The organism is Marivivens marinus, from assembly GCF_035969385.1.
Lineage (GTDB): Bacteria > Pseudomonadota > Alphaproteobacteria > Rhodobacterales > Rhodobacteraceae > SELP01.
In genome coordinates, this window is sequence record NZ_JAYKKJ010000004.1 from 251,304 (window position 1) to 273,105 (window position 21,802).

Below are 21,802 nucleotides of genomic sequence, written 5' to 3' on the forward strand. Positions count from 1 at the left end.
GCAAGGACGACCCATGGACTACAACGCCCAGCTTGACGCCGCGCTGGACCGGCTGCATTCGGAAGGCCGCTATCGCACGTTCATTGATATCGAGCGGAAACGCGGGCATTTCCCCCATGCGGTCTGGAACAAACCTGACGGGTCCAAGCAGGATATCACCGTCTGGTGTGGCAACGATTACCTTGGCATGGGCCAGCACCCGGCGGTCCTGTCGGCCATGGCAGAGGCGCTGGACGCAACCGGCGCCGGGTCGGGCGGCACCCGGAATATCTCCGGCACCACCGTCTATCACAAGCGGCTTGAGGCAGAGCTTGCCGACCTTCACCAGAAGGAAGCGGCGCTGCTGTTCACCTCGGCCTATATCGCCAATGACGCGACGCTGAGCACCCTTCCCAAGCTGTTTCCGGGGCTGATCATCTATTCCGATGAACTGAACCACGCCTCGATGATCGAAGGCATCCGCCGCAATGGCGGGGCCAAGCGCATCTTCAAGCATAACGATTTGGCCGACCTCCGCGCCAAGCTGGAAGCCGACGATCCGGCCGCGCCCAAGCTGATCGCCTTTGAAAGCGTCTATTCGATGGATGGCGATTTCGGCCCGATCGAGGCGCTGTGCGATCTGGCCGACGAATTCGGCGCGCTGACCTATCTGGACGAGGTGCACGCGGTCGGCATGTATGGCCCGCGCGGCGGTGGCGTTGCCGAACGCGATGGTCTTCTGGACCGGATCGACATCATCAACGGCACGCTGGGCAAGGCCTTTGGTGTGCACGGCGGCTATATCGCGGCGAGCGCGAAAATGTGTGACGCGGTGCGGTCTTACGCGCCGGGCTTCATCTTCACAACCTCGCTTCCGCCGGTTGTGGCGGCGGGGGCGGCGGCGTCGATCCGGGTTCTGAAGGAAGACCAGTCCATCCGGGACCGGCACCAAGAGGCGGCAGCGGTTCTGAAGCTGCGGTTGAAGGGCCTTGGCCTGCCGATCATCGACCACGGCAGCCATATCGTTCCGGTGATCGTCGGCGATCCAGTGCACACCAAGAAGCTGTCCGACATGCTGCTGGATCAGTTCGGCATCTACGTTCAGCCGATCAATTTCCCGACCGTCCCGCGCGGGACAGAGCGGCTGCGCTTCACCCCCTCGCCGGTCCACGGGCCGGGCGAGATCGACAAGCTGGTCAAGGCCATGGACGCCCTTTGGTCCCATTGTGCGCTGAATCGCGCCGAAATGGCGGGCTGAGATTTTTCCACGGGTGCGCCCGGTTTTGGTGTATGCTAGGCGCAATTAAAGCGCTTGGGAGAACTCGAATCGATTCCCATGACGCGGGGGCAAATTGGGCAGTTTGGGACAGCCGGATGATTTTGAAGGGCTTCAAGCGCAAGCAAGCCGTCGAGGAAGTTGAACCCAAAGGGTTCGATGCCTACGAGCTGCGTCTTGGGGACCTGATGCGCGGTGAACGGGCCACGATGGGCAAAAGCCTTCTGGACGTTCAACGCGAGCTGAAGATCAAGGCCGCCTACATCGCAGCGATCGAAAACGCCGACCCGTCGGCCTTTGATACCCCCGGGTTCATCGCGGGTTATGTGCGGTCTTACGCCCGCTATCTGGGCATGGATCCGGATCAGGCCTTTGCGACCTTCTGCAAGGAAAGCGGATTTTCCACCGCGCATGGCATGTCGGCGGCGGCCTCGTCGGTTCGGCCGACGCGCGAAGAACGGCTGGGAAACCGCGGTGACGCGGATATTTTCGCGACCCCCGCCACGCCCTTTGCCCCCGGCAAGGACGCCTTTCTGTCCCATGTGGAACCCGGCGCAGTCGGGTCCGTTCTCGTGCTGGTCCTGCTGATCGGCGGGCTGGGCTTCGGCGCCTGGACCGTGTTGCAGGAAGTGCAGAAGGTTCAGTTCGCCCCGGTGGAACAGGCCCCCGTGGTGGTGGCCGATGTGGACCCGCTGGCCGGTGGCGCGGGGGCTGGCGACGCGGTCGCCGTCTTTACCCCGCCCTCGACCGAGGCGCTGGATCGGCTGTACCGTCCGCAGGCGCTGGACGTGCCGGTTCTGGTCAGCCGCGATGGTCCGATCTCGACCCTAGATCCGGCCTCGATCGGCAGTTTCGCCCCCGAGGCGGCCGAGTTCGCTACCGATCTGGCCGCCGCGCCCGCGGATGTGACCGAAGGCAGCCCGGTGCGCGTGACCGACGGGCCGGTCCCCGAGGTGCAGATCGTCGCCGTCCGCCCGGCCTGGGTCCGGGTCCGGTCCGCCGATGGCACCGTGATCTACGAAGGGATCATGGAGGCCGGCGCCACCTATGATCTTGCCCAGACCGAGGAACCCGCGACCCTGCGCGTCGGCGAATCCGGGGCGATCTATTTCGCGGTCAACGGGGTCCACTACGGCCCCGCCGGGGACACTGGCACGATCACCTCGAACCTGGCGCTGTCGGTCGACAATCTGACCACGTCCTACCAGGTGGCGGACCTGAGCGGCGACGCCGACCTTGCCGCCGTGGTCAATGTGGCCGAAGTCACTACCGACTGATCCCTGACAATCCGCGCCCGCGCCTGTTGCCCTTGGCCACGGGGCGGCTTACCTATGCGCGGACAGTTTCGGCCACCATTCAGGACGCCCCGATGACCCATAACCCCGTCCGCCCCTGGCGCAACATCGACCGCCGCAAAAGCCGCCAGATCATGGTCGGCAACGTGCCGGTCGGGGGGGATGCGCCGATTTCCGTGCAGACGATGACCAACACGCTGACCACGGATGTAAAGGCGACCATCGCGCAGGTGCAGGCGGCGGCCGAGGCCGGGGCGGATATCGTGCGTGTTTCGGTTCCTGACGAAGCATCGTCCAAGGCATTGAAAGAGATCGTCGCGGAAAGCCCGGTGCCGATCGTGGCGGATATCCATTTCCATTATCGCCGGGGGATCGAGGCGGCAGAGGCGGGCGCGGCCTGCCTGCGGATCAACCCCGGCAATATTGGCAGCCCGGACCGCGTGCGCGAGGTGATCAAGGCCGCCCGCGACCACAACTGTTCGATCCGGATCGGGGTGAACGCAGGCAGTCTGGAAAAGCACCTTCTGGACAAATACGGCGAACCCTGTCCAGCGGCCATGGTCGAAAGCGGGCTGGACCACATCAGGATCCTGCAGGACAACGATTTTCACGAATTCAAGATCAGTGTGAAGGCGTCTGACGTCTTCCTTGCCGCCGCCGCCTATCAGGAACTGGCCGAGGCGACGGACGCCCCCATCCACCTTGGGATTACCGAGGCCGGGGGGCTGATGACAGGCACCATCAAGTCGGCCATCGGTCTGGGCAACCTGTTGTGGATGGGGATCGGTGACACGATCCGCGTCAGCCTCTCCGCCGATCCGGTCGAAGAGGTGAAGGTCGGCTATGAGATACTGAAATCGCTGGGTCTGCGGCACCGGGGGGTGAATATCATTTCCTGCCCCTCTTGTGCCCGTCAGGGGTTCGACGTGATCAAGACGGTCGAGGCGCTGGAAGACCGGCTGGCCCATATCAAGACCCCGATGAGCCTGTCGATCATCGGCTGCGTCGTGAATGGGCCCGGAGAGGCACTGATGACCGACGTGGGCTTTACCGGTGGCGGGGCAGGGTCGGGCATGGTCTATCTGGCGGGCAAGCAAAGCCACAAGATGTCCAACGACCGGATGATCGACCACATCGTCGAAGAGGTCGAAAAGAAGGCCGCCGAGCTGGAGGCCGCCGCGAGTTCCGAGGCGAAATGAGTGGTTTGATCGATCAGCTTGAAACCCTCATCGCGATGCACCGGGAACGGGGACGCCCGATCGCGAAATATGCCAAGCGAAAGCGCCCCGACCCACGCCGGAGGGCGATGATCGAGTCCCTTGCGGATTGGGTGCCGGAGGACCTTTTCTTGCTCTACGAACGGTATGATGGTGCCGAACCGCCCCAGACCATGTGGCAGGGACTGGGTAATTTCTTTGGTCCGTTCTTTTGGCCGTCAGCAGAGGCTGTCGTGCAAAAAACCGACTTTTGCCGCACAAGATCACCGTTCCCGATGACAAGAGAAATTCCATTTACTCGCAAAGTGGGCCTGCCGTTCTTGGACATCACTATCTTGGATGGTGGCTATGTTTTGAATGTAAATCATTCTCCAAGTAGCGATGTTCGCTATCCAGCATTCGATACTCTTGGCTCAATGATCGAAACCTACATCGCGGCCCTGAATGCGGGTGTCTGGAGCTTCGCGGAAGACGGATCGAGCCGGATCGACAAGGCGGAATTCGCGGATCTGGTCACGCAGTTCAACCGCCATTGCGACTTTTGGGCGTTGGATCGGGATGGGAAGGCGGATTTCGATAGGCCGGCCTATGAACGCGGCGAGCGCCGACCGAGGCTGGACCCAGTTTCCGGCCAAGACCTGTTGGCGGCATCGGGTTTTGACCTCAGGGCATAGCGCCGCAGCTGTTGGACATTTGTGCCTAACCTTCTTCCCCAGAACGGTCAAACCGAAGGGCGTCCTAGAAATCGGCGACGGGGCGCAATTCCAGTTCAACTACTGATCGGTCACTTAAAGACAAAAAGGGCGGGCCGAGGCCCGCCTTTCTGCGTTTCAGGGCATCGGATGGTCAGCCATCGGCCCGCAACGAGGCGGCGTATTGCTGCATCACGTTCAGCGGCACGTAGCCGCGCAGCATCTGGTCTTCCATCACGAAGGTCGGCGTGCCGGTGATATTCAGCCGCTGCGCCAGCAGCCGGTTTTCTTCCAGCACCCGCGTGACTTCCTCACTGGTCATCCGGTCCAGGATCGGGTCGGCGTCCAGCCCAAACGCTTCGGCCAGCCGCACGAGGCTTTCGGCGGTGATATCGCCCCGCACCTGCATCAGCGCATCGTGCACGTCCTTGTAGACATCATCGCCATGCAGCTGGTGCACCGCGACCGCGAACCGCGACGACAGGACCGACTGTTCGCCAAGGATCGGGAATTCCTTCAGGATGAAGCGGATGTTGCCATCCTGCGCGACCAGCGCCTCGACCTCTTCAAAGGCGCGTTTGCAATAGCCACAGCGGTAATCCATGAATTCGACTAGGGTGATGTCGCCCTCGGGGTTGCCGCCGACCCAGGAGAACCCGTCGTTGAACAGCGCATCCGCATTGGTGCGCGCAAGGTCCTGATCGGCCTGCGCCTCGGCCACGGCCTGACGATCTTCGAGAACTGCGATCGCTTCCATCAACACCTCGGGGTTTTCCAGAAGATAGGCCCGGACCTCGTCGCGGAAGGCTGCGCGTTCCTCGTCGGTCATCGTGGCCATGTCAAAGGCACTGGCCGACCCGGCCAGAAGACCAAGGGCAAGGGCAGCGGGGGCGAAAAGGCGTTTCAGCATGTCATCTCCGTGTCAATTGTTCCGCAGCAACAAGCACATCCTGCGCCCGCTGCCAACCCACACTTCCGCGAGGAAGCTGATCCGCCGCACGTCCCGCGTGGAGTGCCGCATCGGACATCCGGCCCATGAGCGCATAGCGTTCGGCGATGGCCAGCGAGGCCAGCCCCGGTTGACCGGCGCGGGCATGGGCCTGCGCCAGATCCCGCAGCACCCGCGCGTCCTGCCCATCCCGGTCGCGCGCCCGTTGCAGGGCTTGGAGGGCGCGCGCGTTCCCATCGGCGGTGTCCAGCGTCAGCAGCGCCCGCCCGTAGCCGCCAAGGATCAGCGCATTGTCAGGCGCAAGGTTCACCCCCCGCCCGTAGGCATTGACCGCCGCCGCGAACTGCCGGTTTTCGAGCAGGATCTGCCCCTGCAATTCCGCGAAGTACGGATCATTTGGATAGGCGGCCGCAAGCTGGTTGATCGCCCGGATCGCGCCGTCCCGGTCGGGCTTGCGATGCAGCGCGATGGCGGCCCGCATCAGGCTGATCTGATCGGTATTGCCGCGCACCCGGCGCAGGGTCCAGTTCGAATTATGCGTGAAGGCCGACAGCTTGCCCTGTGCCCGCGCAAACCAGTAATCGGCGGTGGCACTGTCGGCGGCACGGCCTTCGTTCGCGGCCACCAACCCGCGTAGCTGACGCATCCGGTCCGCGGTCAGCGGGTGGGTCCGCACATAGGGGTCTTGCCGCCCGACCGAAAGCGCCTCTTGGCCCCGAAAAATCTCCAGCACTTCGATCGCGGCGCTGCCGTCCACGCCCGCCGACAGCAGGAACCGAAGGCCGGACTGGTCGGCTGCGGCCTCTTCCGCCCTTGTGTGCGAAAACAGGACCCGCTGCGCGGACCCGGCGGTGCCCGCAGCGATCCCCGCGGCCGCTTCGGAATTGCCAGATGCCGCGGCGGCGATGGCCAGCGCGACGCCCAGACCGGCGGCCGTCTGCGCGTTTCGAATATTGGCCCCGCGCCGCGCGATATGCCCGTTGGCGATATGGGCGGCCTCATGCGCGATCACGGACTGCAATTGGCCAGCGGTTTCCAGTTTCAGGATCAGGCCCGAGTGGATGAAAATTGCCCGGCCATCCACGACAAAGGCGTTCAGGGACCGGTCGTCAACGACAAGTATCCGCGTGTTCGAAGGTGACAGCCCGGCGGCCAGAAGGATCGGCCGGGCGAGTTCAGACAGCGCGTGTTCGATATCGGGGTCGCGCAGAAGCGAGGCGGCGCGGACAGGCTGCGCCACCGTCACCGCCCAGAAAAACGCGGCAAGGATCAGCTTGAAGGGGGAAAGGTGCATTGACGGGCCAAGCCTCCTACGGGCAAGACAGGGGTAAGTTACAAGAAACCAGAATGAGGCGGTCAGGTGCGGAACTCAAGGCGCGGCGAGGTCGATCCCTTCATCGTCATGGATGTGATGGAACAGGCGCGGCAGGCCGAGGCCGCAGGACGCCATATTATCCATATGGAAGTGGGCCAGCCGGGCACCGGCGCCCCGTCCGAAGCGTTACAGCGGCTTTCCGCCGACATGGCCCACGGGCCGCTGGGATATACCGTGGCCCTTGGCCTGCCAGAGCTGCGCGCCCGCATCGCCCGCCATTATCGCGACTGGTATGGTGTGGACCTGAACCCGGAGCGGGTGGTCATCACCGCCGGGGCCTCGGGCGCGTTCATCCTTGCCTTCACCGCGCTGTTCGACACCGGCGCGCGGGTGGGTCTGGGCGAACCCTGCTACCCCTCCTACCGGCAGATCCTGAAATCCATGGATATGCTGCCCGTCGGCATCCCGACCCATATGGACACGCGGTTTCAGCCGGTCCCGGCGGATGTGGCAACCCATGATCTGGATGGGCTGATCGTCGCCTCGCCGGCCAATCCCACGGGCACCATGCTGGGCCGCGATGACCTTGCCGCGCTGGCGGCGGCCTGTTCGGCGCATGGGACCGCCTTCATCTCGGACGAGATCTATCACGGCGTCGGAGAGGCCAGCCCGGTGACCGCGCTGGAAGTCACCGACGACGTTTATGTCATCAACTCCTTTTCCAAGTACTTCTCGATGACCGGTTGGCGGGTCGGCTGGATGGTGGTCCCCGAGGCGCATGTCCGCACCATCGAACGGCTGGCGCAAAACCTGTTTATCTGCCCCTCGCACGCGGCGCAGCGGTTGGCGCTGCACGCGATGGATTGCACGGCAGAGCTGGAGGCCAATGCCGCCGTCTACCGCGAAAACCGCCGGTTGATGCTGGACGGATTGCCGAATGCCGGGTTCACCCGGATCGCGCCGCCGGATGGGGCGTTCTATGTCTATGCGGATGTGTCCGACTATACCGACGACGCGTTGGGGTTTGCCACGGAGATCCTTGACGAGGCCGGGGTCGCGGTCACGCCAGGGCTGGATTTCGATCCGCACCGGGGCCACCGCTGGCTGCGGTTCTCCTATGCGCGGGCCACGGCGGATATCGTCGAAGGTCTGGACCGGTTGCAGGCCTTCATGAAAGGGCGGACATGATCCGCGCACTGGCCCTGATGCTTGCACTGGCGTTGCCCGGCGTCGGTCAGGCGCAGGACCTGACGGCGCTGGCGCGTCTGGACGTGGGTCAAAGCGCGGTGCGCGACACCCGGTCTGGCCCCGAGGTGGACCTGTTCCTGTCGCAGCCGGTTCCGTGGCGGGCCTTTACCCTGACCGATCCGGCCCGGCTGGTCCTTGATTTCCGCGAGGTCGATTGGCGGGGGGCATCGGCAGAGACCTTGCTTCAGGGCAGGGCAGGGGCCAGTGATCTGAGGTTTGGCACCCTGCGCCCCGGCTGGTCGCGGCTGGTGCTGGACCTGACCGGCCCCTATGCCATCGACACCGCCGGGATGCGCGTGTCCGAGGTGGACGGAACCGCCCATCTGACCGTGGCCCTGCAGCGGGTCAACGACGCAGAATTCGCAGCGGCCAGCGGTGCCCCGCCCGAAGGGCCGGAGTGGGCGGCGCTGACCCTTGCGGACCCGACCCTTCCAGCCCCAGACCCCGCCGAACCCGGCATTCTGACCGTGGTGGTGGACCCCGGCCATGGCGGCATTGACCCAGGCGCCGAACGCGACGGTCTGCAAGAGGCGGACCTGATGCTGCGCCTTGGTCTGGATTTGGCCGAGGCGATCAACCGGTCTGGCACGATGCGGGCGATCCTGACCCGGACGGATGACAGCTTTGTCCCGCTTGAAGCGCGGATGACCGTGGCCCGTCAGGCGCGGGCGGATGTTCTGATCTCGCTGCATGCGGATGCGCTGGAAACCGATGCGGCGCAGGGGGCCTCTGTCTATACCCTGACCGAAGAGGCGCTGGACCGTGCCTCGGCCCGGATGGCGGAGCGGCATGACCGGGGCGATCTTCTGGCCGGTCTGGACCTGTCAGGGCAGGATGACACGGTTGCCACGGTGCTGATGGACCTTGCCCGGTTGGAAACCGCGCCGCGGACCGACAGGCTGGCCACGGCGCTGGTGTCCGGCCTGCGCCAATCCGGCGCGACGCTGAACAGCCGTCCCCGGCGCGAGGCAATGCTGGCGGTGCTGACGGCGGCGGATTTCCCATCGGTCCTGATCGAGGCGGGGTTCCTGTCGAACGTTGATGACCGCGCGGCGCTGACCCTGCCCGAAGGCCGGGCCAGGATCGTGTCGGGGATTGTGGCGGCCCTGCAAAGCTGGGCGGCAGAAGAACAGGCGCGCGCGGCCCTTATTCGTCAATAAAGCGCGCCAGCCAGACGCTGCGGCCGCCGCAATCGGGGTCTTCAGGTTTGAAATCAATCACTTCAAACCCGGCCTTTGCCAAAAGCGTCCGGTAGTCATCGGGCGACAGCGAGGCGTGATAGACCGGTTCGCCCGCGATGCTGCCAATCTCTTCGCCCGCATCGGGGCCAGAGGTGAACATCAACGCGGCCCGGGGGGCGGCGTGGCTGGCAAAGGTGGAAAACATCGCCCGCTGGTCCCGCGCGGACAGGTGGAAAAAGCTGTCCCATGCAAGGATCGCATCGAAAGGTTCGCCAAGGGCAAGCCCGCGCATATCCGCATGAATCGCCCGCGCCCGCGGCAGCGCCTGACGGAACAGCGCAATCATGGCCGCGGCCCCATCGACCCCGGTGACGGTCAACCCGCGTTCCGACAGGTATTGCGCGATCGGTCGGCCCGACCCGCAGCCCAGGTCCAGCACCCGCCGCCGCGAGGAATGCAGCGGCGTATGGGCAATCATCCGATCCAGCCAGCGCTTTTCCACAAGACTGCGATCCCGGCTTTTCGCCCAATCGGGGCCGTGAGATTCGTAGGTCGGTAGGATCAGGTCGGGGGTGCTCATGCGGGCATCTGCACCGGCGCCGGGGATGGGTGCAATGGGGTGTGACGGGGCCGTGCGAAAACTGGCGCAAACCAGCCGATCCGGGCCCATCGCCTTTTGACCTTGCCCGCCGGTCCCCATATAAGCGGACCAGATCAGAGCAAGGCGATATCGGTGCTGCGTTTCATCCTGTCCTTCTTCGGGGCCATCTTTTCGATGGCAACCCTTGGCCTTGGCATGGCCGCCCTGACGCTGGGCGCCATTTTCTATATGTATGGCCGGGACTTGCCCAGCCACGAAGTGCTGTCGCAATACACCCCCAAGACCATCAGCCGGATTTATTCCGGCGAGGGCCAGATTATCGACGAATTCGCCGTCGAACGCCGCCTGTTCACCCCGGCGGAAGAGATTCCCGATATCGTGAAATTCGCCTTCGTCTCGGCGGAAGATCAGAATTTCTACAGCCACCCGGGCTATGACATTCGCGGCATCGCGGCGGCCTTTGTCGAAGCGGTGCAAAGCCGGGGCGAAGACCTGCGCGGCGCGTCTACGATTACCCAGCAGGTGATGAAGAACTTCCTTCTGTCGGCGGACCGGACCGTGGAACGCAAGATCAAGGAATTGATTCTTGCAGTGCGGATCGAACGGGCGATGGACAAGGATCAGATCCTTGAACTTTACCTCAACGAAATCTTCCTCGGCCAGAATTCCTATGGGGTCGCCGCCGCCGCGCAGACCTATTTCAACAAACCGCTGTCAGAGCTGATCCCGGCAGAGGCGGCCTATCTTGCCGCCCTTGCGCAGCGGCCCGGCAACCTGCACCCCGTGCGCCAGTATGACGATGCGGTGTCGCGCCGGAATTACGTTCTGCGGCGTCTGGCGGAAGATGGCTATATCACCGAGGCGGTCGCTGCCGAACAGCAGGCCCTGCCGCTTCTGACCGTGCAGTCGGGCGATATCGAAAGTTTCCGGTCGGCCCTGCCGCCGCGCGACTATTTCACCGACGAAATCCGCCGCCAGCTAAGCCGCAACTTCGGCGAAGAAGAGTTCTTTACCGGTGGCCTGTCGATCCGTGCCACCATTGACCCCGATCTTCAGGTGACAGCCGCCCACGCGCTGCAACGGGCGCTGGAACGGTTCGACCGGGGGCAGGGGCGCTGGACCGGCACCGGCAAGTCGATCGAGGCCGAGGCCCTTGCGACCGAAGAAGGCTGGCGCGCCGCGCTTGCCTCCACGCAAGTGCCCCGTGACGTGACGCTGGACGGCCAGTGGCATCCGGCGGTGGTGCTGGAGGTGCAGGACCAACAGCTTGTCATCGGGATCGAGGATATCGCGCTGGACGATCCGCGCGGAAACACCGTGCCCCGTTCTGATACCGGCTGGTTCTCGGGAAATCTGTTCGACAATTTCAGCGTCGGCGACGTGATCCACGTGAGCGAGGCAACATCGGGCGGGGCCTTCGACCACTGGACCCTGCGGCAGGTGCCCGAGGTGCAGGGCGGGTTCATGGCGATGGACGTGAACACGGGCCGGGTTCTGGCGATGCAGGGGGGCTTCTCCTATCAGCATTCGGTGTTCAACCGCGCCACGCAGGCGCAGCGGCAGCCCGGGTCCAGCTTCAAGCCCTTCGTCTATGCCGCCGCGCTGGACAGCGGCTATTCCCCCGCGACGATCGTGGTAGATGCCCCGATCGAAATTCAGACCGGCGCGGGCATCTGGCGGCCGACCAACGCATCGAACCAGTTCTATGGGCCGACCCCGCTGCGGACCGGGATCGAACAGTCGCGAAACCTGATGACCGTGCGTCTGGCGCAAGAGGTGGGGATGGATGTCGTTGCGGAATATGCCGAACGGTTCGGCGTCTACGACAACATGAATGCGTTCCTCTCGGCCTCTCTCGGGTCCGAGGAGACCACCTTGTTCAAGATGGTCGCGGCCTATGCGATGTTTGCCAACGGCGGCGAGCGGGTCGAGCCGACACTGGTTGACCGGGTGCAAGACCGTCTGGGCAACACGGTCTATCGGCATGACCAGCGCGACTGCCCGGACTGTTCCCTGTTGAACCTGCCCGAAGGTCAGGCCCCGGCGGTCGTGTCGAACCGCGACAGGATCATGAACGCGGTGACCGCCTATCAGCTGACCTCGATGATGCAGGGGGTGGTGCAGCGCGGCACGGCAAGCGGGTCGGTAAACCTGCCGGTGCCGACGGCGGGCAAGACCGGGACCACCAACGATTCCAAGGACGTCTGGTTCGTCGGTTTCACGTCGAACATCGTGGCGGGCTGCTACATCGGCTATGACACGCCCCGGCGGATGCCCGGTGCCTCGGGCGGCGGCATGTGCGGCCCGGTATTCCAGGACTTCATGACCGAGGCGGTGGCCCGGTTCGGCGGTGGCCCGTTCAACGTTCCCGAGGATTGCCAGTTCATCAAGATCGACCGCTACACCGGCGCGCGCCTGCCCAACGATGCTGGTGGCCCGAATGTCGTCAGCGAATGTTTCCGCGCGGGCGAGGAACCGGTGTTCGGCATCATGTTCGACGGGGGCTTTGCCATGGCCGCCGACCTGCCGCTGTTCGACGAGGTGCCGCAGGCTGGCCGTCAGGTCACCACTTCGGACGGCGGCACCGCGACCGTGGGGCCGAAGGCCAGCTTTGGCACGCTGTCGTCGGGCGGGCTTTACTGACGCCGCCGCTTGCCCGTCCGGGCGGGGCGGGCTATCACCCCCTTCGAACCAACACCCGGAAGACCCATGCGCGCTGAAACCCAGAATATCGTCACGGCCATTGAAAAGTCGCTTAACCTGCTGGCCCAGCGGATGGATTGGGAAACGGCAGAATACCGGCTGGAAGAATTCAACGCCCGCGTCGAGGACCCGAACCTGTGGAACGATCCGGACGCCGCGCAAAAGCTGATGCGGGACCGGCAGATGCTGGTCGATTCCATCACCGGCTACAAATCCATCAAGCAAGAGCTTCAGGACAATATCGACCTGATCGAACTGGGCGAGATGGAAGACGATGCAGAGGTTGTGTCAGAAGCCGAGGCCGCGCTGAAAGCGCTTCAGGCCAAGGCCGCCGAAAAGGAGCTGGAGGCGCTTCTGGACGGCGAGGCGGACGGCAACGACACCTTCCTTGAAATCAACGCTGGCGCAGGTGGGACCGAGGCCTGCGACTGGGCGCAGATGTTGCAGCGGATGTATGTTCGTTGGGCCGAAAAGCGCGGCTACAAGGTGGAACTTCAGTCCGAAGAAGCGGGCGCCGAGGCCGGGATCAAATCCTGCGCCTACAAGATTTCGGGGCCCAATGCTTATGGCTGGCTGAAATCCGAAAGCGGCGTGCACCGTCTGGTGCGCATTTCGCCGTTCGGCAAGGGCACGCGCGAAACCTCTTTCGCGTCGGTCTGGGTCTATCCGGTCGTGGACGACAATATCGAGATCGAAGTGAACCCGTCCGACATCCGCATCGACACCTACCGGTCGTCAGGCGCGGGCGGGCAGCACGTCAACACCACCGATTCCGCGGTGCGGATCACCCACCTACCCACCGGGATCGTCGTGACCAGTTCAGAAAAGTCGCAGCACCAGAACCGCGACATCGCGATGAAGGCCCTGAAATCGCGCCTGTACCAGATGGAACTGGATCGGCGGACCGCGGATATCAACGCCGCGCACGAAGCCAAGGGGTCGGCCGGTTGGGGCAACCAGATCCGGTCCTATGTGTTGCAGCCCTATCAGATGGTCAAAGACCTGCGCACCGGGCATGAAACCAGCGACACCCAAGGCGTGCTGGATGGGGCGCTGGACCCGTTCATGGCCGCCACGCTGGCGCATGGTGTGTCGGGCAAAAGCCGGGCCGAGGCCACGGCCGAGGATTGATCCGGCTCAATGGCCCGTCAGTCTTGACAGACACCCCCTGACAGGTGGTCATATATTCCAACGGAGGAATACATGACCGACACCCTGACCGAAGGCGCACCACCGCCAAGCCCCTTGCCTGCGACCCGCAAGGTCTGGCTGAAGGATATCCTTGACTGCCTGAAGGCCGGATGGCGCGATTTCCGAACCGCACCGCAGTTCGGGCTGTTCTTTTCGGCCGTCTATGTTCTGGGTGGGTTCGGGATGCTGTGGCTGTCGGCTGGCCACGTGACGTGGGTTCTGGCCACCTCGCTCGGCTTCCCACTGGCCGCGCCCTTTGCCGCCGTGGGTCTTTACGAGGTGTCGCGCAGACTAGAGGCGGGGTTGCCGCTGAGTTGGTCGGCAGTTCTGGGCGTGGTCTGGCAGGAACGCACGCGGCAAATCCCCTGGATGGGGGCGATCATCGTGATCTACTTCCTGTTCTGGACGTTCCTTGCCCACATGCTGTTCGCGGTCTTCATGGGGCTGTCTACGATGACCAATATCTCGTCAAGCTATGAGGTGTTCCTGACGCCGAACGGGCTGACCATGATCGCGGTTGAACTCGGGGTCGGCGCGGTGCTGGCCTTCCTTCTGTTCGCCATGACTCTGACCAGCCTGCCGCTGCTCTTGGAAAAAGAGGTCGATTTCATCTCGGCCATGCTGCTTTCGATCCGGGTAGTATCCGAAAACCTGCCGGTCATGCTGGTCTGGGCGGTCATCATCGCGGTTTTGTCTCTGGTCGCGCTGGTGCCGTGGTTTCTGGGGTTGATGATCGTTCTGCCGATCCTGGGACATGCCACATGGCACCTGTATCGTCGGGCGCTGGAACACCCGGAATAAAGCGTCATGCGAAAAACCTGCATCACCTAACGCTGCCTGAAATCCAAGATTTCAACGCGTTGGGTGATGCGTGATGCTTTGGGTATTTCGTCAGACGCTTTGAAAACGAAAACGGGCGCCCGATGGGCGCCCGAAACATTTCGCGATCCTGATCGGATCAGTCGGCCTTGTCGGCCGCCGCTGCTTTGGACTTGCCGCCGTTCACGTCCAGTGGGTTGTCCTGCCGCTGCACGGAACCTTCGAAATGTGCGCCGCTTTCGATCGCGATGGTCTTGTGGATGATGTCGCCTTCGACCCGCGCGGTCGAGGTCAGGCGCACCTTCAGCCCACGCACGCGGCCCACGATGCGGCCGTTGACGACGACGTCATCGGCCATCACCTCGCCCTTGACGGTGGCGGTTTCACCGACGGTCAGCAGGTGGGCGCGAATGTCGCCTTCGACCTGACCTTCGATCTGGATGTCGCCGGTGGTCTTCAGGTTGCCCTTGATCGTCAGGTCCGACGACAAGATCGACGGCGCCGGCTTCGACTTCGGCGCAGAGGATTTGAAGTCTGCCGGCGGGATCGTCGCGGAAGACGTCACCGGAGCGGCAGGGGTTTCGGTTTCGGATGCCTTCGGCCCCGGCTCGTTGATTTTGCTCTTAGAAAACATCTCGTCCAGCTCTTATATAGATCATGGGATTGACAGGTTCACCATCGACGCGAACTTCGTAATGTAGATGAGGCCCGGTCGAACGTCCGGAATTCCCCATATCACCGATCCGGTCCCCGCGCGAGACCCTTTGGCCTTCCTCGACCCGAATGGCGTTAAGATGCGCATAGCGGGTTTCGATGCCGAATTCGTGGCGGATCTTGATCAGGCGGCCATAGCCCGACGACCACCCCGCATGGACCACCACGCCATCGGCTGTGGCATAGACGGGTGTGCCCACCGGACCGGCCATATCGGTGCCTGCATGCAGGCGGCCCCAACGCTGGCCGAAGCCAGAGGTAAAGCGATAGTTGGACCGCACCGGGATATCGAAAGGAAGCTGTTCGGCGGCAATCCGGTAGAGGTTGATCCGGTCCATCGCCCCAAGGATCTGATTGGCGCGCAGCGTATCGGCATCCGGTTCTTCGCCCCGGGTCGAGAACTGGATCGGCATCAACGGGCCACCCTGACCCGAATAGCCGCGACGGACCTGGTCGATCAGCCGCTCCGGGTCCATCCCGGCGGCACGGAACATGTTGTCCAGCGGTTCGACCGAGACCAGCATCGCCTCTTCCAGCTGCCGGAAAATCTCGTCGTTGCGGTCCTGAAGCAGGCGCAATTCAAGCTGCATGTCGGCGGCGGTTTGCAGGGCTTCCTGCGCGTCGGCTTCGATCTGGTCGCGTTCGGCGGCGGTTTTGGACAGCGCGTCGGCAAGGATATCGACGGTCGAGGTCAGTTCGCTGTCGCCCACGACGCCGGGCACCGCACCTTCGCCGCTTTCGATTGCCAGCGTGATTTCTTCCAGCTCGGATTCAAGCGCCTGCCGGTCCTGCATCGTGCGCCGCAGGGTCGCCTGAATCACCTCGATCCCGGTCTCCAACTCGCGCCGCCGGTCTTCCGAGGCCAGAAGTTCCGACTGCATCGCCGAAATCTGTTCAAGGGCCGAACTGAACCGGGCCTGTGCGGCGGCCGCTTCTTCGGCGCGCATGTCGCGTTCCTCGCTCAGCGCGTTCAGCCGGTCCTCATACACCATCTGATCGCGTTGCGCCTGCGCCCGGAAATTCCCCGCGCCAATCGAATCCATCAAAAGGATCGCTGTGGCGATGATGGTCCAGGCGACCAGCAGGGTGCCCCCGGTCCAGATCACAAGCTGGGTTTCAGGCTTCAGCCGAATGAACCGGGTTTCGGAGTCAGACCGCAAGAACAGGCGCTTTTCAGGGAACCGGCGTTCCAGCGCGTCATGAATTTTCTTGATCAGTCGTGACTTCAACTGTCTGGTCCCGTCCATCCCCGTAGCGACGCGCCGACCATCCCGCCGGGCCCGTCCGGAAGGGTGTTAGCCTCCACCATGCCGCCCTGCAAGAATTTTGAGCAAATTTGCACAGATACGCGGTGTCGCACCGGGGCTTGGGCGAATTTATGCCGAACCTCTTATGGGTTTTCCGTCCGCGGCGGTGTTTCCTCGGACAGTGGCCAGTAGAAATCAGGCGGCAGCCCGGCCTCGGCCCGCTTTTCTTCGTTGAACGGTGGCTTGAGCGTCGAGTGGAAATAGGTGCGGACCAGATCATGGAACGCCACCTTGGGGTCAAGGTCGTGACGGCCGCACAGGAAGTGGAACCACTTCGACCCATAGGCGACGTGGTGCACCTCTTCGGCATAGATGATTTCAAGCGCCTCGACCGCCGCCGCGTCACCCGCCTTGCGGAATATGTCGATCATGCCGGGGGTGACATCAAGGCCCCGGGCCTCGAGCACCATGGGGACGACGGCCAGACGGCCCATGAGGTCGGTTGCCGTGTCCTCGGCCGCACGCCACATACCCGCATGGGCGGGCAAGGCGCCATAGTGGCTGTCCAACCGGTCAAGACAATCGCAGATCAGGTTGAAATGTTTGGATTCCTCGTCCGCAGCCTTGACCCAATCATCATAGAACCCAATCGGCAGGGGCGTCTGCGAAAACCGCGCGATGATGTCCCAATGCAGGTCCACCGCGTTCAGTTCGATATGGGCGACGGCGTGCAACAGGGCGATCCGGCCCTGCGGGCTGCCGGGGCGGCGTCTGGGCACATCGCGGGGCGGCAGCAATTCTGGCCGGTCGGGACGGGCCGGTTGGTCGGGCGGGGTCGCCGTGCCCACCGGAATCGGGGTGCCCGCATCGCGCGCCGCAAACCAGCGGTCGGCATGGCGGCGCGACAGGGCGGTCTTTTCGCGGCCATCGGCGGTGCGCAGCACCTCTTCGGCCATCTGGGCAAGGGTCTGGGTCATGACCCGCCTTCTGCCCAGTCGGGGGGCGGCGGGTCAAGGCCCACCTTATGGGCATTGCCTCGTTCCGACATAGGCCAGCAGAACCGTGGCCCCGTAAGGTGGGTTTCAACCCACCCTGCAAGACGGCGAAAGGGCCAGTATCCGATAAAGGTCACAACCCCTTCATCGGGTTCGGCCTCAACTGCAGATCGACTGCGGATGGCAGGTTTGCGGGACCTAACGGTCATTCCCAGGCCCGGGCCGAATAGCACCGCAGGTGCCGGCCCATCGCCAGACCGCCCACGGGGCTGGCGATTTGGCGGGACTGTGTGCATCGCCCCTATGGAGCGCGGATGTGGCCAAGATAAAGCGCACAGCAAAGCCGTTGATCGCCATCCCGCGGTCTGCCGATGGGCCACCAGCCAAACGACGGACTTGGGCTCAATGCAGCCATCTGACTGTTTCGCCCAGACCTGCTGTGCGCATGTCGGATCGGGCTCGGTGTGTGGAGCGGTGCTCGCTATAGCGCTTGCACCGCCTCCAGCACCTCCTCGGCGTGGCCGGGGACTTTGACCTTGGGCCAGACCCGGACGATTTGCCCATCCGCGCCGATCAAAAAGGTGGCCCGCTGGATGCCCATATAGGTCTTGCCGTACATGTTCTTTTCGACCCATGTGCCATAGCGTTCGCAGGTGTCGCTGTCCTCGTCCGAGGCAAGGATCACCGACAGCCCGTGTTTGTCGCGGAACTTGTCGTGTTTCTTGACGCTGTCCTTGGAGACCCCGATCACCACCGCGCCTGCGGCCTCGAACGCGGAGGCGTGATCGGTGAAGGCAATCGCCTCTTTCGTGCAGCCGGGGGTGTCGTCCTTGGGGTAGAAATACAGCACAACCGGTTTGCCCTTGAGGTCCGATAGCGCGACGGTGCCGCCACCGTCGCGGGGCAGGGTGAAATCGGGGGCGGCAGCGCCAACGGCGGGCATCGTCATGGCAGGTTCCTTCGCATTTGCCCGACCCGTAGTCGGGCGGGGCTGTTTTCGGTCCCGTTTTGTTTTAGAGCGGAGAAAGAAAAGATAAAGGGCGCAACGCGCGCCGTCGGAGCGCAATGTCGATGAGCGAAGACCCAGAGGTGGAGAAGACGACGGAGGGGCCGGTCCGGCCCGCCCCCCGTCCGCCCCATCACGGGCCATGGTTCTACATTCGCGCGGGCATCCTGGTCGCAATTCTGGCGCCGGTTCTGTTCGCGATTGTCGCCCTTTTCCTGATCATCGGGCGCGAGGTGGACGCGCCCAGCTGGGTCGTGTCGCGAATCGAGGCCGAGGCCAGCGCGGTTCTGGGCGGCGGCAGCGTGGACTTCGACCGGATGACCGTGACTGTCGGGCGCGATCTGCATCCGACCGTGGTCCTGGAGCAGGTCAGCCTGCGGGATGCGGAGGGCGCGCCGCTGGCGCGGGTGCCCCGGATCGAAACCCTTGTGTCGCCGCGCGGCCTGATCCTGCGGCAGGAAGTTCTGGTTCAGGAAGTGCGGGTCAGCGGCGCCGAGATCTCGCTGCGCCGCGCCGCTGACGGGTCTGTGGCCCTGTCCTTTGGTCCCGGCGCTGGCCCATTGCGTGAAGCACCCGGCCTTCTTGCCCTGATGGACGAGGTGGACCGTGCCCTGGAAGGTCCGACACTGGAGGCGCTGGAACAGGTCACGGCCGATGGTGTCATCGTGAACTTTGCCGATGCGCGGGCGGGGCGCAGCTGGACGCTGGACGGGGGGCAGATCGACCTTGACCTTCGGGGCGGGGAAAACGCCCTGCGGGCGGACCTGTCGCTCTTGTCGGGGCGGTCGTTCGCGACGGGCATCACCATCAGCTATGCCAGCCCGCGGGGCAGCCGTGCCGCCCGGATGGGCCTGTCGATCACCGATGGCGCGGCGGCGGATCTGGGCAGCCAGGTGCCTGCGTTGGGGTGGCTTGGGGCGCTGGACGCGCCATTGACGGGCAACCTGAGGGCGGAACTTGACAGCGCGGGCGCGCTTGGCCCGGTCAGCGCCACGCTGGAAATTGGCCCCGGTGCGGTGCAACCCACAGCCGCGACCCGGCCAATCCCGTTTGAGACGGCAAAGGCCTATCTGACCTTCGATCCAGCGGAGGCCGAGGTTCGGTTCGACCGGCTGGAAGTGCAGTCCGACTGGGGAGGGTTCGCGGCCGAAGGTGTCAGCTATCTCCGGGACTTGCAGGATGGGCTGCCCGGTGCGCTGATCGCACAGTTCGACCTTGGGGATGTCTGGCTCAACCCCGACGGGGTCTACCCCGAGGCCCGGCAGATCGACCGCGCGGCGCTGGACTTCCGGCTTCGGCTGGATCCGTTCCTAATCGAGGTCGGGCAGTTCCTGATCGCGGCGGAAGGGCAGGAAATCGTCGGCGCCGGGCGCGTTCGGGCAACTGACGAAGGCTGGCACGTGGCCGCCGACCTGCGGGCGGATGTGCTGCGGCCCGAGGCGGTCATGTCGTTCTGGCCGGAGGTGGTCAAACCGCGGGCCCGCACATGGTTTGCCGAAAACCTGATCGCGGCCACGATAAGCGATCTGTCGCTTGGGTTCCGGTTCACCCCGAACGAGGCCGCCCGCATGGCAGGAAGCGCGAATTTCGCGGATACAACTTTGCGCTACATGAAAACCCTGCCAGTTCTGGAAGCGGGCGCTGGATTTCTGACGATCGATGGCAGCCGATTTGTCGCCTCGGTGGAAGAGGGGTACGTCATGGCCCCGCAAGGCGGGACAATCGACCTTGCCGGATCGGTCTTTTCCATCGCGGACATCACCCGGCCCGGCGCACAGTCCGAGGTGGATCTGACGCTGGACAGCACGATTACCGCCGCCTTGTCGATCCTTGATCTGCCGCCCTTCGAATTCCTGACAAAGGCCGGACTGCCGGTCGACCTTGCCGATGGCCGGTTTTCCGGGGGCGGGACTATATCTCTGCCGCTGCGGCCCGGGATCAAGCCGGGTGACGTCGCGTTCAACTTGTCCGGTGATCTGCGCGACGTCCGCACGGACAGGTTGGTTCCCGGCAGGACGCTGGCTGCAAGCAGGCTAGGCGTGACGGCGGACGATGCAATGCTGTCGATCGGAGGAGCACTCCGCGTTGGGCAGGCCCAGTTGGTTGGGGACTGGACGCGGGCCTTTAACCCGGACAACGGCGGGCTAAGCCGGGTGTCGGCGTCAGTAACACTCGACCCTGCTTTTCTGTCCGAATTCAACATTGGATTGCCCGATGGAAGCGTTGGCGGTTCGGGGACCGGGATGCTTGACCTGGAATTGCGCCCGAATGCAGCACCAGAGTTTGTCTTGCGGTCGGACCTTGTCGGGCTTCGTCTTGGACTGCCGGCAATCGGATGGTCCAAACCCGATAGCGAACCAGGCGTACTGGAGGTGACAGGCACGCTGGGACCGGTGCCCAGTATTGACCGGCTGACCCTTGATGCGGGGGGGCTGCGGGCGACAGGCGACGTTGCCTTGCGTGACGGTGGCGGGCTGGACGTCGCGCGGTTTGACCGGGTCATTGCAGGCGGCTGGCTGGACGGGCCAGTTGTCCTGCGTGGGCGTGGGCCCGGCGCGCCGGTCGGGGTCGAAATATCGGGCGGTACTTTTGATCTGCGGCGCGCGCAGTTCGGCGACAGCGCGGGGCAGGGCGGGCCGATGGCGATCCAACTGGACCGGTTGCAAATCTCCGATGGCATCGCCCTGACGGGATTTGCCGGAGAGTTCGACAGCGGCGGCGGGTTTTCGGGGCAGTTCACCGCGCGTCTGAATGGCGGGACGCCGCTGCGTGGGTCAATCGTTCCTTATCAGGGCCGGTCGGCCGTGCGCATTCTCAGCGACGATGCGGGCGGTGTGTTCCGGTCGGCGGGGCTGCTGGAGAATGCGCAGGACGGGGCCTTTGAAATGGTCCTTCTGCCCACCGGGGCCGAGGGCACCTATGACGGAACAATGGCCGCCACGGACCTTCGGGTGCGCGATGCCCCGGCGCTGGCCGCGCTTCTGGATGCGATCAGCGTTGTGGGGCTCTTGGGGCAATTGGACGGGCAGGGGCTGTCGTTCACCAATGTTGATGCAAGTTTCCGGATTACCCCTGACCGGATCACCGTCACTGAAGGTTCTGCTGTCGGGCCCGGCCTTGGCATCTCGATGGATGGGATCTACATGCTGGGCACGAAGCGGATGGAATTTCAGGGGGTCATTTCGCCCATCTATCTTCTGAACGGAATCGGATCTGTACTGACCCGGCCGGGAGAGGGGCTTTTCGGGTTCACCTATCGGCTGGATGGGGTGGTCGGGAACCTGCGGGTGTCGGTCGATCCGTTGTCGGCCCTGACCCCCGGCATGTTCCGGGAAATATTCCGCCGTCCGCCACCTGACGCGAACCAATAGGAC

General features: G+C 64.0%; 17 protein-coding genes. 10 read left to right on the forward strand and 7 right to left on the reverse strand.

Annotated features, from left to right (window positions below):
- Positions 1–13: 13 nt before the first annotated feature.
- The 4 genes from hemA to U3648_RS08310 all read left to right on the forward strand — a co-directional run bounded on the left by hemA (position 14) and on the right by U3648_RS08310 (position 4,441).
- Positions 14–1,237 carry a 5-aminolevulinate synthase gene (gene hemA, locus U3648_RS08295; RefSeq protein ID WP_420858764.1) on the forward strand — a complete coding sequence of 408 codons (1,224 nt, stop codon included), beginning with the start codon at positions 14–16 and terminating at the stop codon, positions 1,235–1,237.
- A 116-nt stretch (positions 1,238–1,353) separates the two neighbouring features.
- Positions 1,354–2,532 (forward strand): helix-turn-helix domain-containing protein, encoded by a 1,179-nt coding sequence (locus tag U3648_RS08300; RefSeq protein ID WP_420858765.1) that lies wholly within the window; start codon positions 1,354–1,356, stop codon positions 2,530–2,532.
- Positions 2,533–2,624: 92 nt separating this feature from the next.
- Positions 2,625–3,749, forward strand: coding sequence for a flavodoxin-dependent (E)-4-hydroxy-3-methylbut-2-enyl-diphosphate synthase (ispG, locus tag U3648_RS08305; RefSeq protein ID WP_420858766.1), 1,125 nt, complete (start codon positions 2,625–2,627; stop codon positions 3,747–3,749).
- Positions 3,746–4,441: a hypothetical protein gene (locus U3648_RS08310; RefSeq protein WP_420858767.1), complete on the forward strand. Its 696-nt coding sequence runs from the start codon at positions 3,746–3,748 to the stop codon at positions 4,439–4,441. The genes ispG and U3648_RS08310 overlap by 4 nt, the downstream gene beginning before the upstream one ends.
- A gap of 172 nt (positions 4,442–4,613) precedes the next feature.
- Here the strand turns inward: U3648_RS08310 and U3648_RS08315 are convergent, their stop codons facing one another.
- Both U3648_RS08315 and U3648_RS08320 read right to left on the reverse strand, forming a co-directional pair.
- Complete coding sequence (locus U3648_RS08315; RefSeq protein WP_420858768.1) at positions 4,614–5,369, reverse strand: DsbA family protein; 756 nt, start codon at positions 5,367–5,369, stop codon at positions 4,614–4,616.
- A gap of 1 nt (position 5,370) precedes the next feature.
- Positions 5,371–6,702: a M48 family metalloprotease gene (locus tag U3648_RS08320; protein ID WP_420858769.1), complete on the reverse strand. Its 1,332-nt coding sequence runs from the start codon at positions 6,700–6,702 to the stop codon at positions 5,371–5,373.
- Between the two features lie 66 nt (positions 6,703–6,768).
- Here U3648_RS08320 and U3648_RS08325 point away from each other — a divergent pair, with 66 nt between their 5' ends.
- Both U3648_RS08325 and U3648_RS08330 read left to right on the forward strand, forming a co-directional pair.
- On the forward strand, positions 6,769–7,911 hold the full coding sequence (locus U3648_RS08325) for a pyridoxal phosphate-dependent aminotransferase (RefSeq protein ID WP_420858770.1): 1,143 nt from the start codon (positions 6,769–6,771) through the stop codon (positions 7,909–7,911).
- Complete coding sequence (locus tag U3648_RS08330) at positions 7,908–9,131, forward strand: N-acetylmuramoyl-L-alanine amidase (RefSeq protein WP_420858771.1); 1,224 nt, start codon at positions 7,908–7,910, stop codon at positions 9,129–9,131. Before U3648_RS08325 ends, U3648_RS08330 begins: the two co-directional genes overlap by 4 nt.
- Here the strand turns inward: U3648_RS08330 and U3648_RS08335 are convergent.
- A complete protein-coding gene (locus tag U3648_RS08335; protein WP_420858772.1) occupies positions 9,118–9,732 on the reverse strand; it encodes a class I SAM-dependent methyltransferase in 615 nt (204 codons plus the stop codon). The two genes, U3648_RS08330 and U3648_RS08335, sit on opposite strands and share 14 nt — an antisense overlap.
- Positions 9,733–9,885: 153 nt before the next feature.
- Between U3648_RS08335 and U3648_RS08340 the strand changes: the two genes are divergently transcribed.
- The 3 genes from U3648_RS08340 to U3648_RS08350 all read left to right on the forward strand — a co-directional run bounded on the left by U3648_RS08340 (position 9,886) and on the right by U3648_RS08350 (position 14,448).
- On the forward strand, positions 9,886–12,396 hold the full coding sequence (locus U3648_RS08340) for a penicillin-binding protein 1A (protein ID WP_420858773.1): 2,511 nt from the start codon (positions 9,886–9,888) through the stop codon (positions 12,394–12,396).
- A gap of 66 nt (positions 12,397–12,462) precedes the next feature.
- Entirely contained in the window at positions 12,463–13,587 is a 1,125-nt protein-coding gene (prfB, locus tag U3648_RS08345) for a peptide chain release factor 2 (protein WP_420858774.1), read from the forward strand.
- Positions 13,588–13,659: 72 nt separating this feature from the next.
- Positions 13,660–14,448, forward strand: coding sequence for a DUF2189 domain-containing protein (locus U3648_RS08350; protein WP_420858775.1), 789 nt, complete (start codon positions 13,660–13,662; stop codon positions 14,446–14,448).
- 157 nt (positions 14,449–14,605) lie between these two features.
- Here U3648_RS08350 and U3648_RS08355 read toward each other — a convergent pair whose 3' ends face one another.
- From U3648_RS08355 to bcp, 4 genes are all read right to left on the reverse strand, one after another.
- On the reverse strand, positions 14,606–15,100 hold the full coding sequence (locus tag U3648_RS08355; protein ID WP_420858776.1) for a bactofilin family protein: 495 nt from the start codon (positions 15,098–15,100) through the stop codon (positions 14,606–14,608).
- The gene (locus U3648_RS08360) at positions 15,090–16,409 is read right to left on the reverse strand and encodes a DUF5930 domain-containing protein (protein WP_420858777.1); all 1,320 of its coding nucleotides are present in this window, start codon (positions 16,407–16,409) and stop codon (positions 15,090–15,092) included. The genes U3648_RS08355 and U3648_RS08360 overlap by 11 nt, the downstream gene beginning before the upstream one ends.
- Positions 16,410–16,570: 161 nt before the next feature.
- Positions 16,571–17,404: a ferritin-like domain-containing protein gene (locus U3648_RS08365; RefSeq protein ID WP_420858778.1), complete on the reverse strand. Its 834-nt coding sequence runs from the start codon at positions 17,402–17,404 to the stop codon at positions 16,571–16,573.
- Between the two features lie 499 nt (positions 17,405–17,903).
- On the reverse strand, positions 17,904–18,365 hold the full coding sequence (gene bcp / locus U3648_RS08370) for a thioredoxin-dependent thiol peroxidase (RefSeq protein WP_420858909.1): 462 nt from the start codon (positions 18,363–18,365) through the stop codon (positions 17,904–17,906).
- Between the two features lie 128 nt (positions 18,366–18,493).
- Here bcp and U3648_RS08375 point away from each other — a divergent pair, with 128 nt between their 5' ends.
- On the forward strand, positions 18,494–21,799 hold the full coding sequence (locus U3648_RS08375; protein ID WP_420858779.1) for a DUF3971 domain-containing protein: 3,306 nt from the start codon (positions 18,494–18,496) through the stop codon (positions 21,797–21,799).
- Positions 21,800–21,802: the final 3 nt, after the last annotated feature.

Excerpts from the sequence above, each read along its gene's own strand:
- hemA (WP_420858764.1), top strand. The coding sequence starts at position 14 with ATGGACTACAACGCCCAGCTTGACGCCGCGCTGGACCGGCTGCATTCG.
- U3648_RS08300 (WP_420858765.1), top strand. The coding sequence starts at position 1,354 with ATGATTTTGAAGGGCTTCAAGCGCAAGCAAGCCGTCGAGGAAGTTGAA.
- ispG (WP_420858766.1), top strand. The coding sequence starts at position 2,625 with ATGACCCATAACCCCGTCCGCCCCTGGCGCAACATCGACCGCCGCAAA.
- U3648_RS08310 (WP_420858767.1), top strand. The coding sequence starts at position 3,746 with ATGAGTGGTTTGATCGATCAGCTTGAAACCCTCATCGCGATGCACCGG.
- U3648_RS08315 (WP_420858768.1), bottom strand. The coding sequence starts at position 5,369 with ATGCTGAAACGCCTTTTCGCCCCCGCTGCCCTTGCCCTTGGTCTTCTG.
- U3648_RS08320 (WP_420858769.1), bottom strand. The coding sequence starts at position 6,702 with ATGCACCTTTCCCCCTTCAAGCTGATCCTTGCCGCGTTTTTCTGGGCG.
- U3648_RS08330 (WP_420858771.1), top strand. The coding sequence starts at position 7,908 with ATGATCCGCGCACTGGCCCTGATGCTTGCACTGGCGTTGCCCGGCGTC.
- U3648_RS08335 (WP_420858772.1), bottom strand. The coding sequence starts at position 9,732 with ATGAGCACCCCCGACCTGATCCTACCGACCTACGAATCTCACGGCCCC.
- prfB (WP_420858774.1), top strand. The coding sequence starts at position 12,463 with ATGCGCGCTGAAACCCAGAATATCGTCACGGCCATTGAAAAGTCGCTT.
- U3648_RS08350 (WP_420858775.1), top strand. The coding sequence starts at position 13,660 with ATGACCGACACCCTGACCGAAGGCGCACCACCGCCAAGCCCCTTGCCT.
- U3648_RS08355 (WP_420858776.1), bottom strand. The coding sequence starts at position 15,100 with ATGTTTTCTAAGAGCAAAATCAACGAGCCGGGGCCGAAGGCATCCGAA.
- U3648_RS08365 (WP_420858778.1), bottom strand. The coding sequence starts at position 17,404 with ATGACCCAGACCCTTGCCCAGATGGCCGAAGAGGTGCTGCGCACCGCC.
- bcp (WP_420858909.1), bottom strand. The coding sequence starts at position 18,365 with ATGCCCGCCGTTGGCGCTGCCGCCCCCGATTTCACCCTGCCCCGCGAC.
- U3648_RS08375 (WP_420858779.1), top strand. The coding sequence starts at position 18,494 with ATGAGCGAAGACCCAGAGGTGGAGAAGACGACGGAGGGGCCGGTCCGG.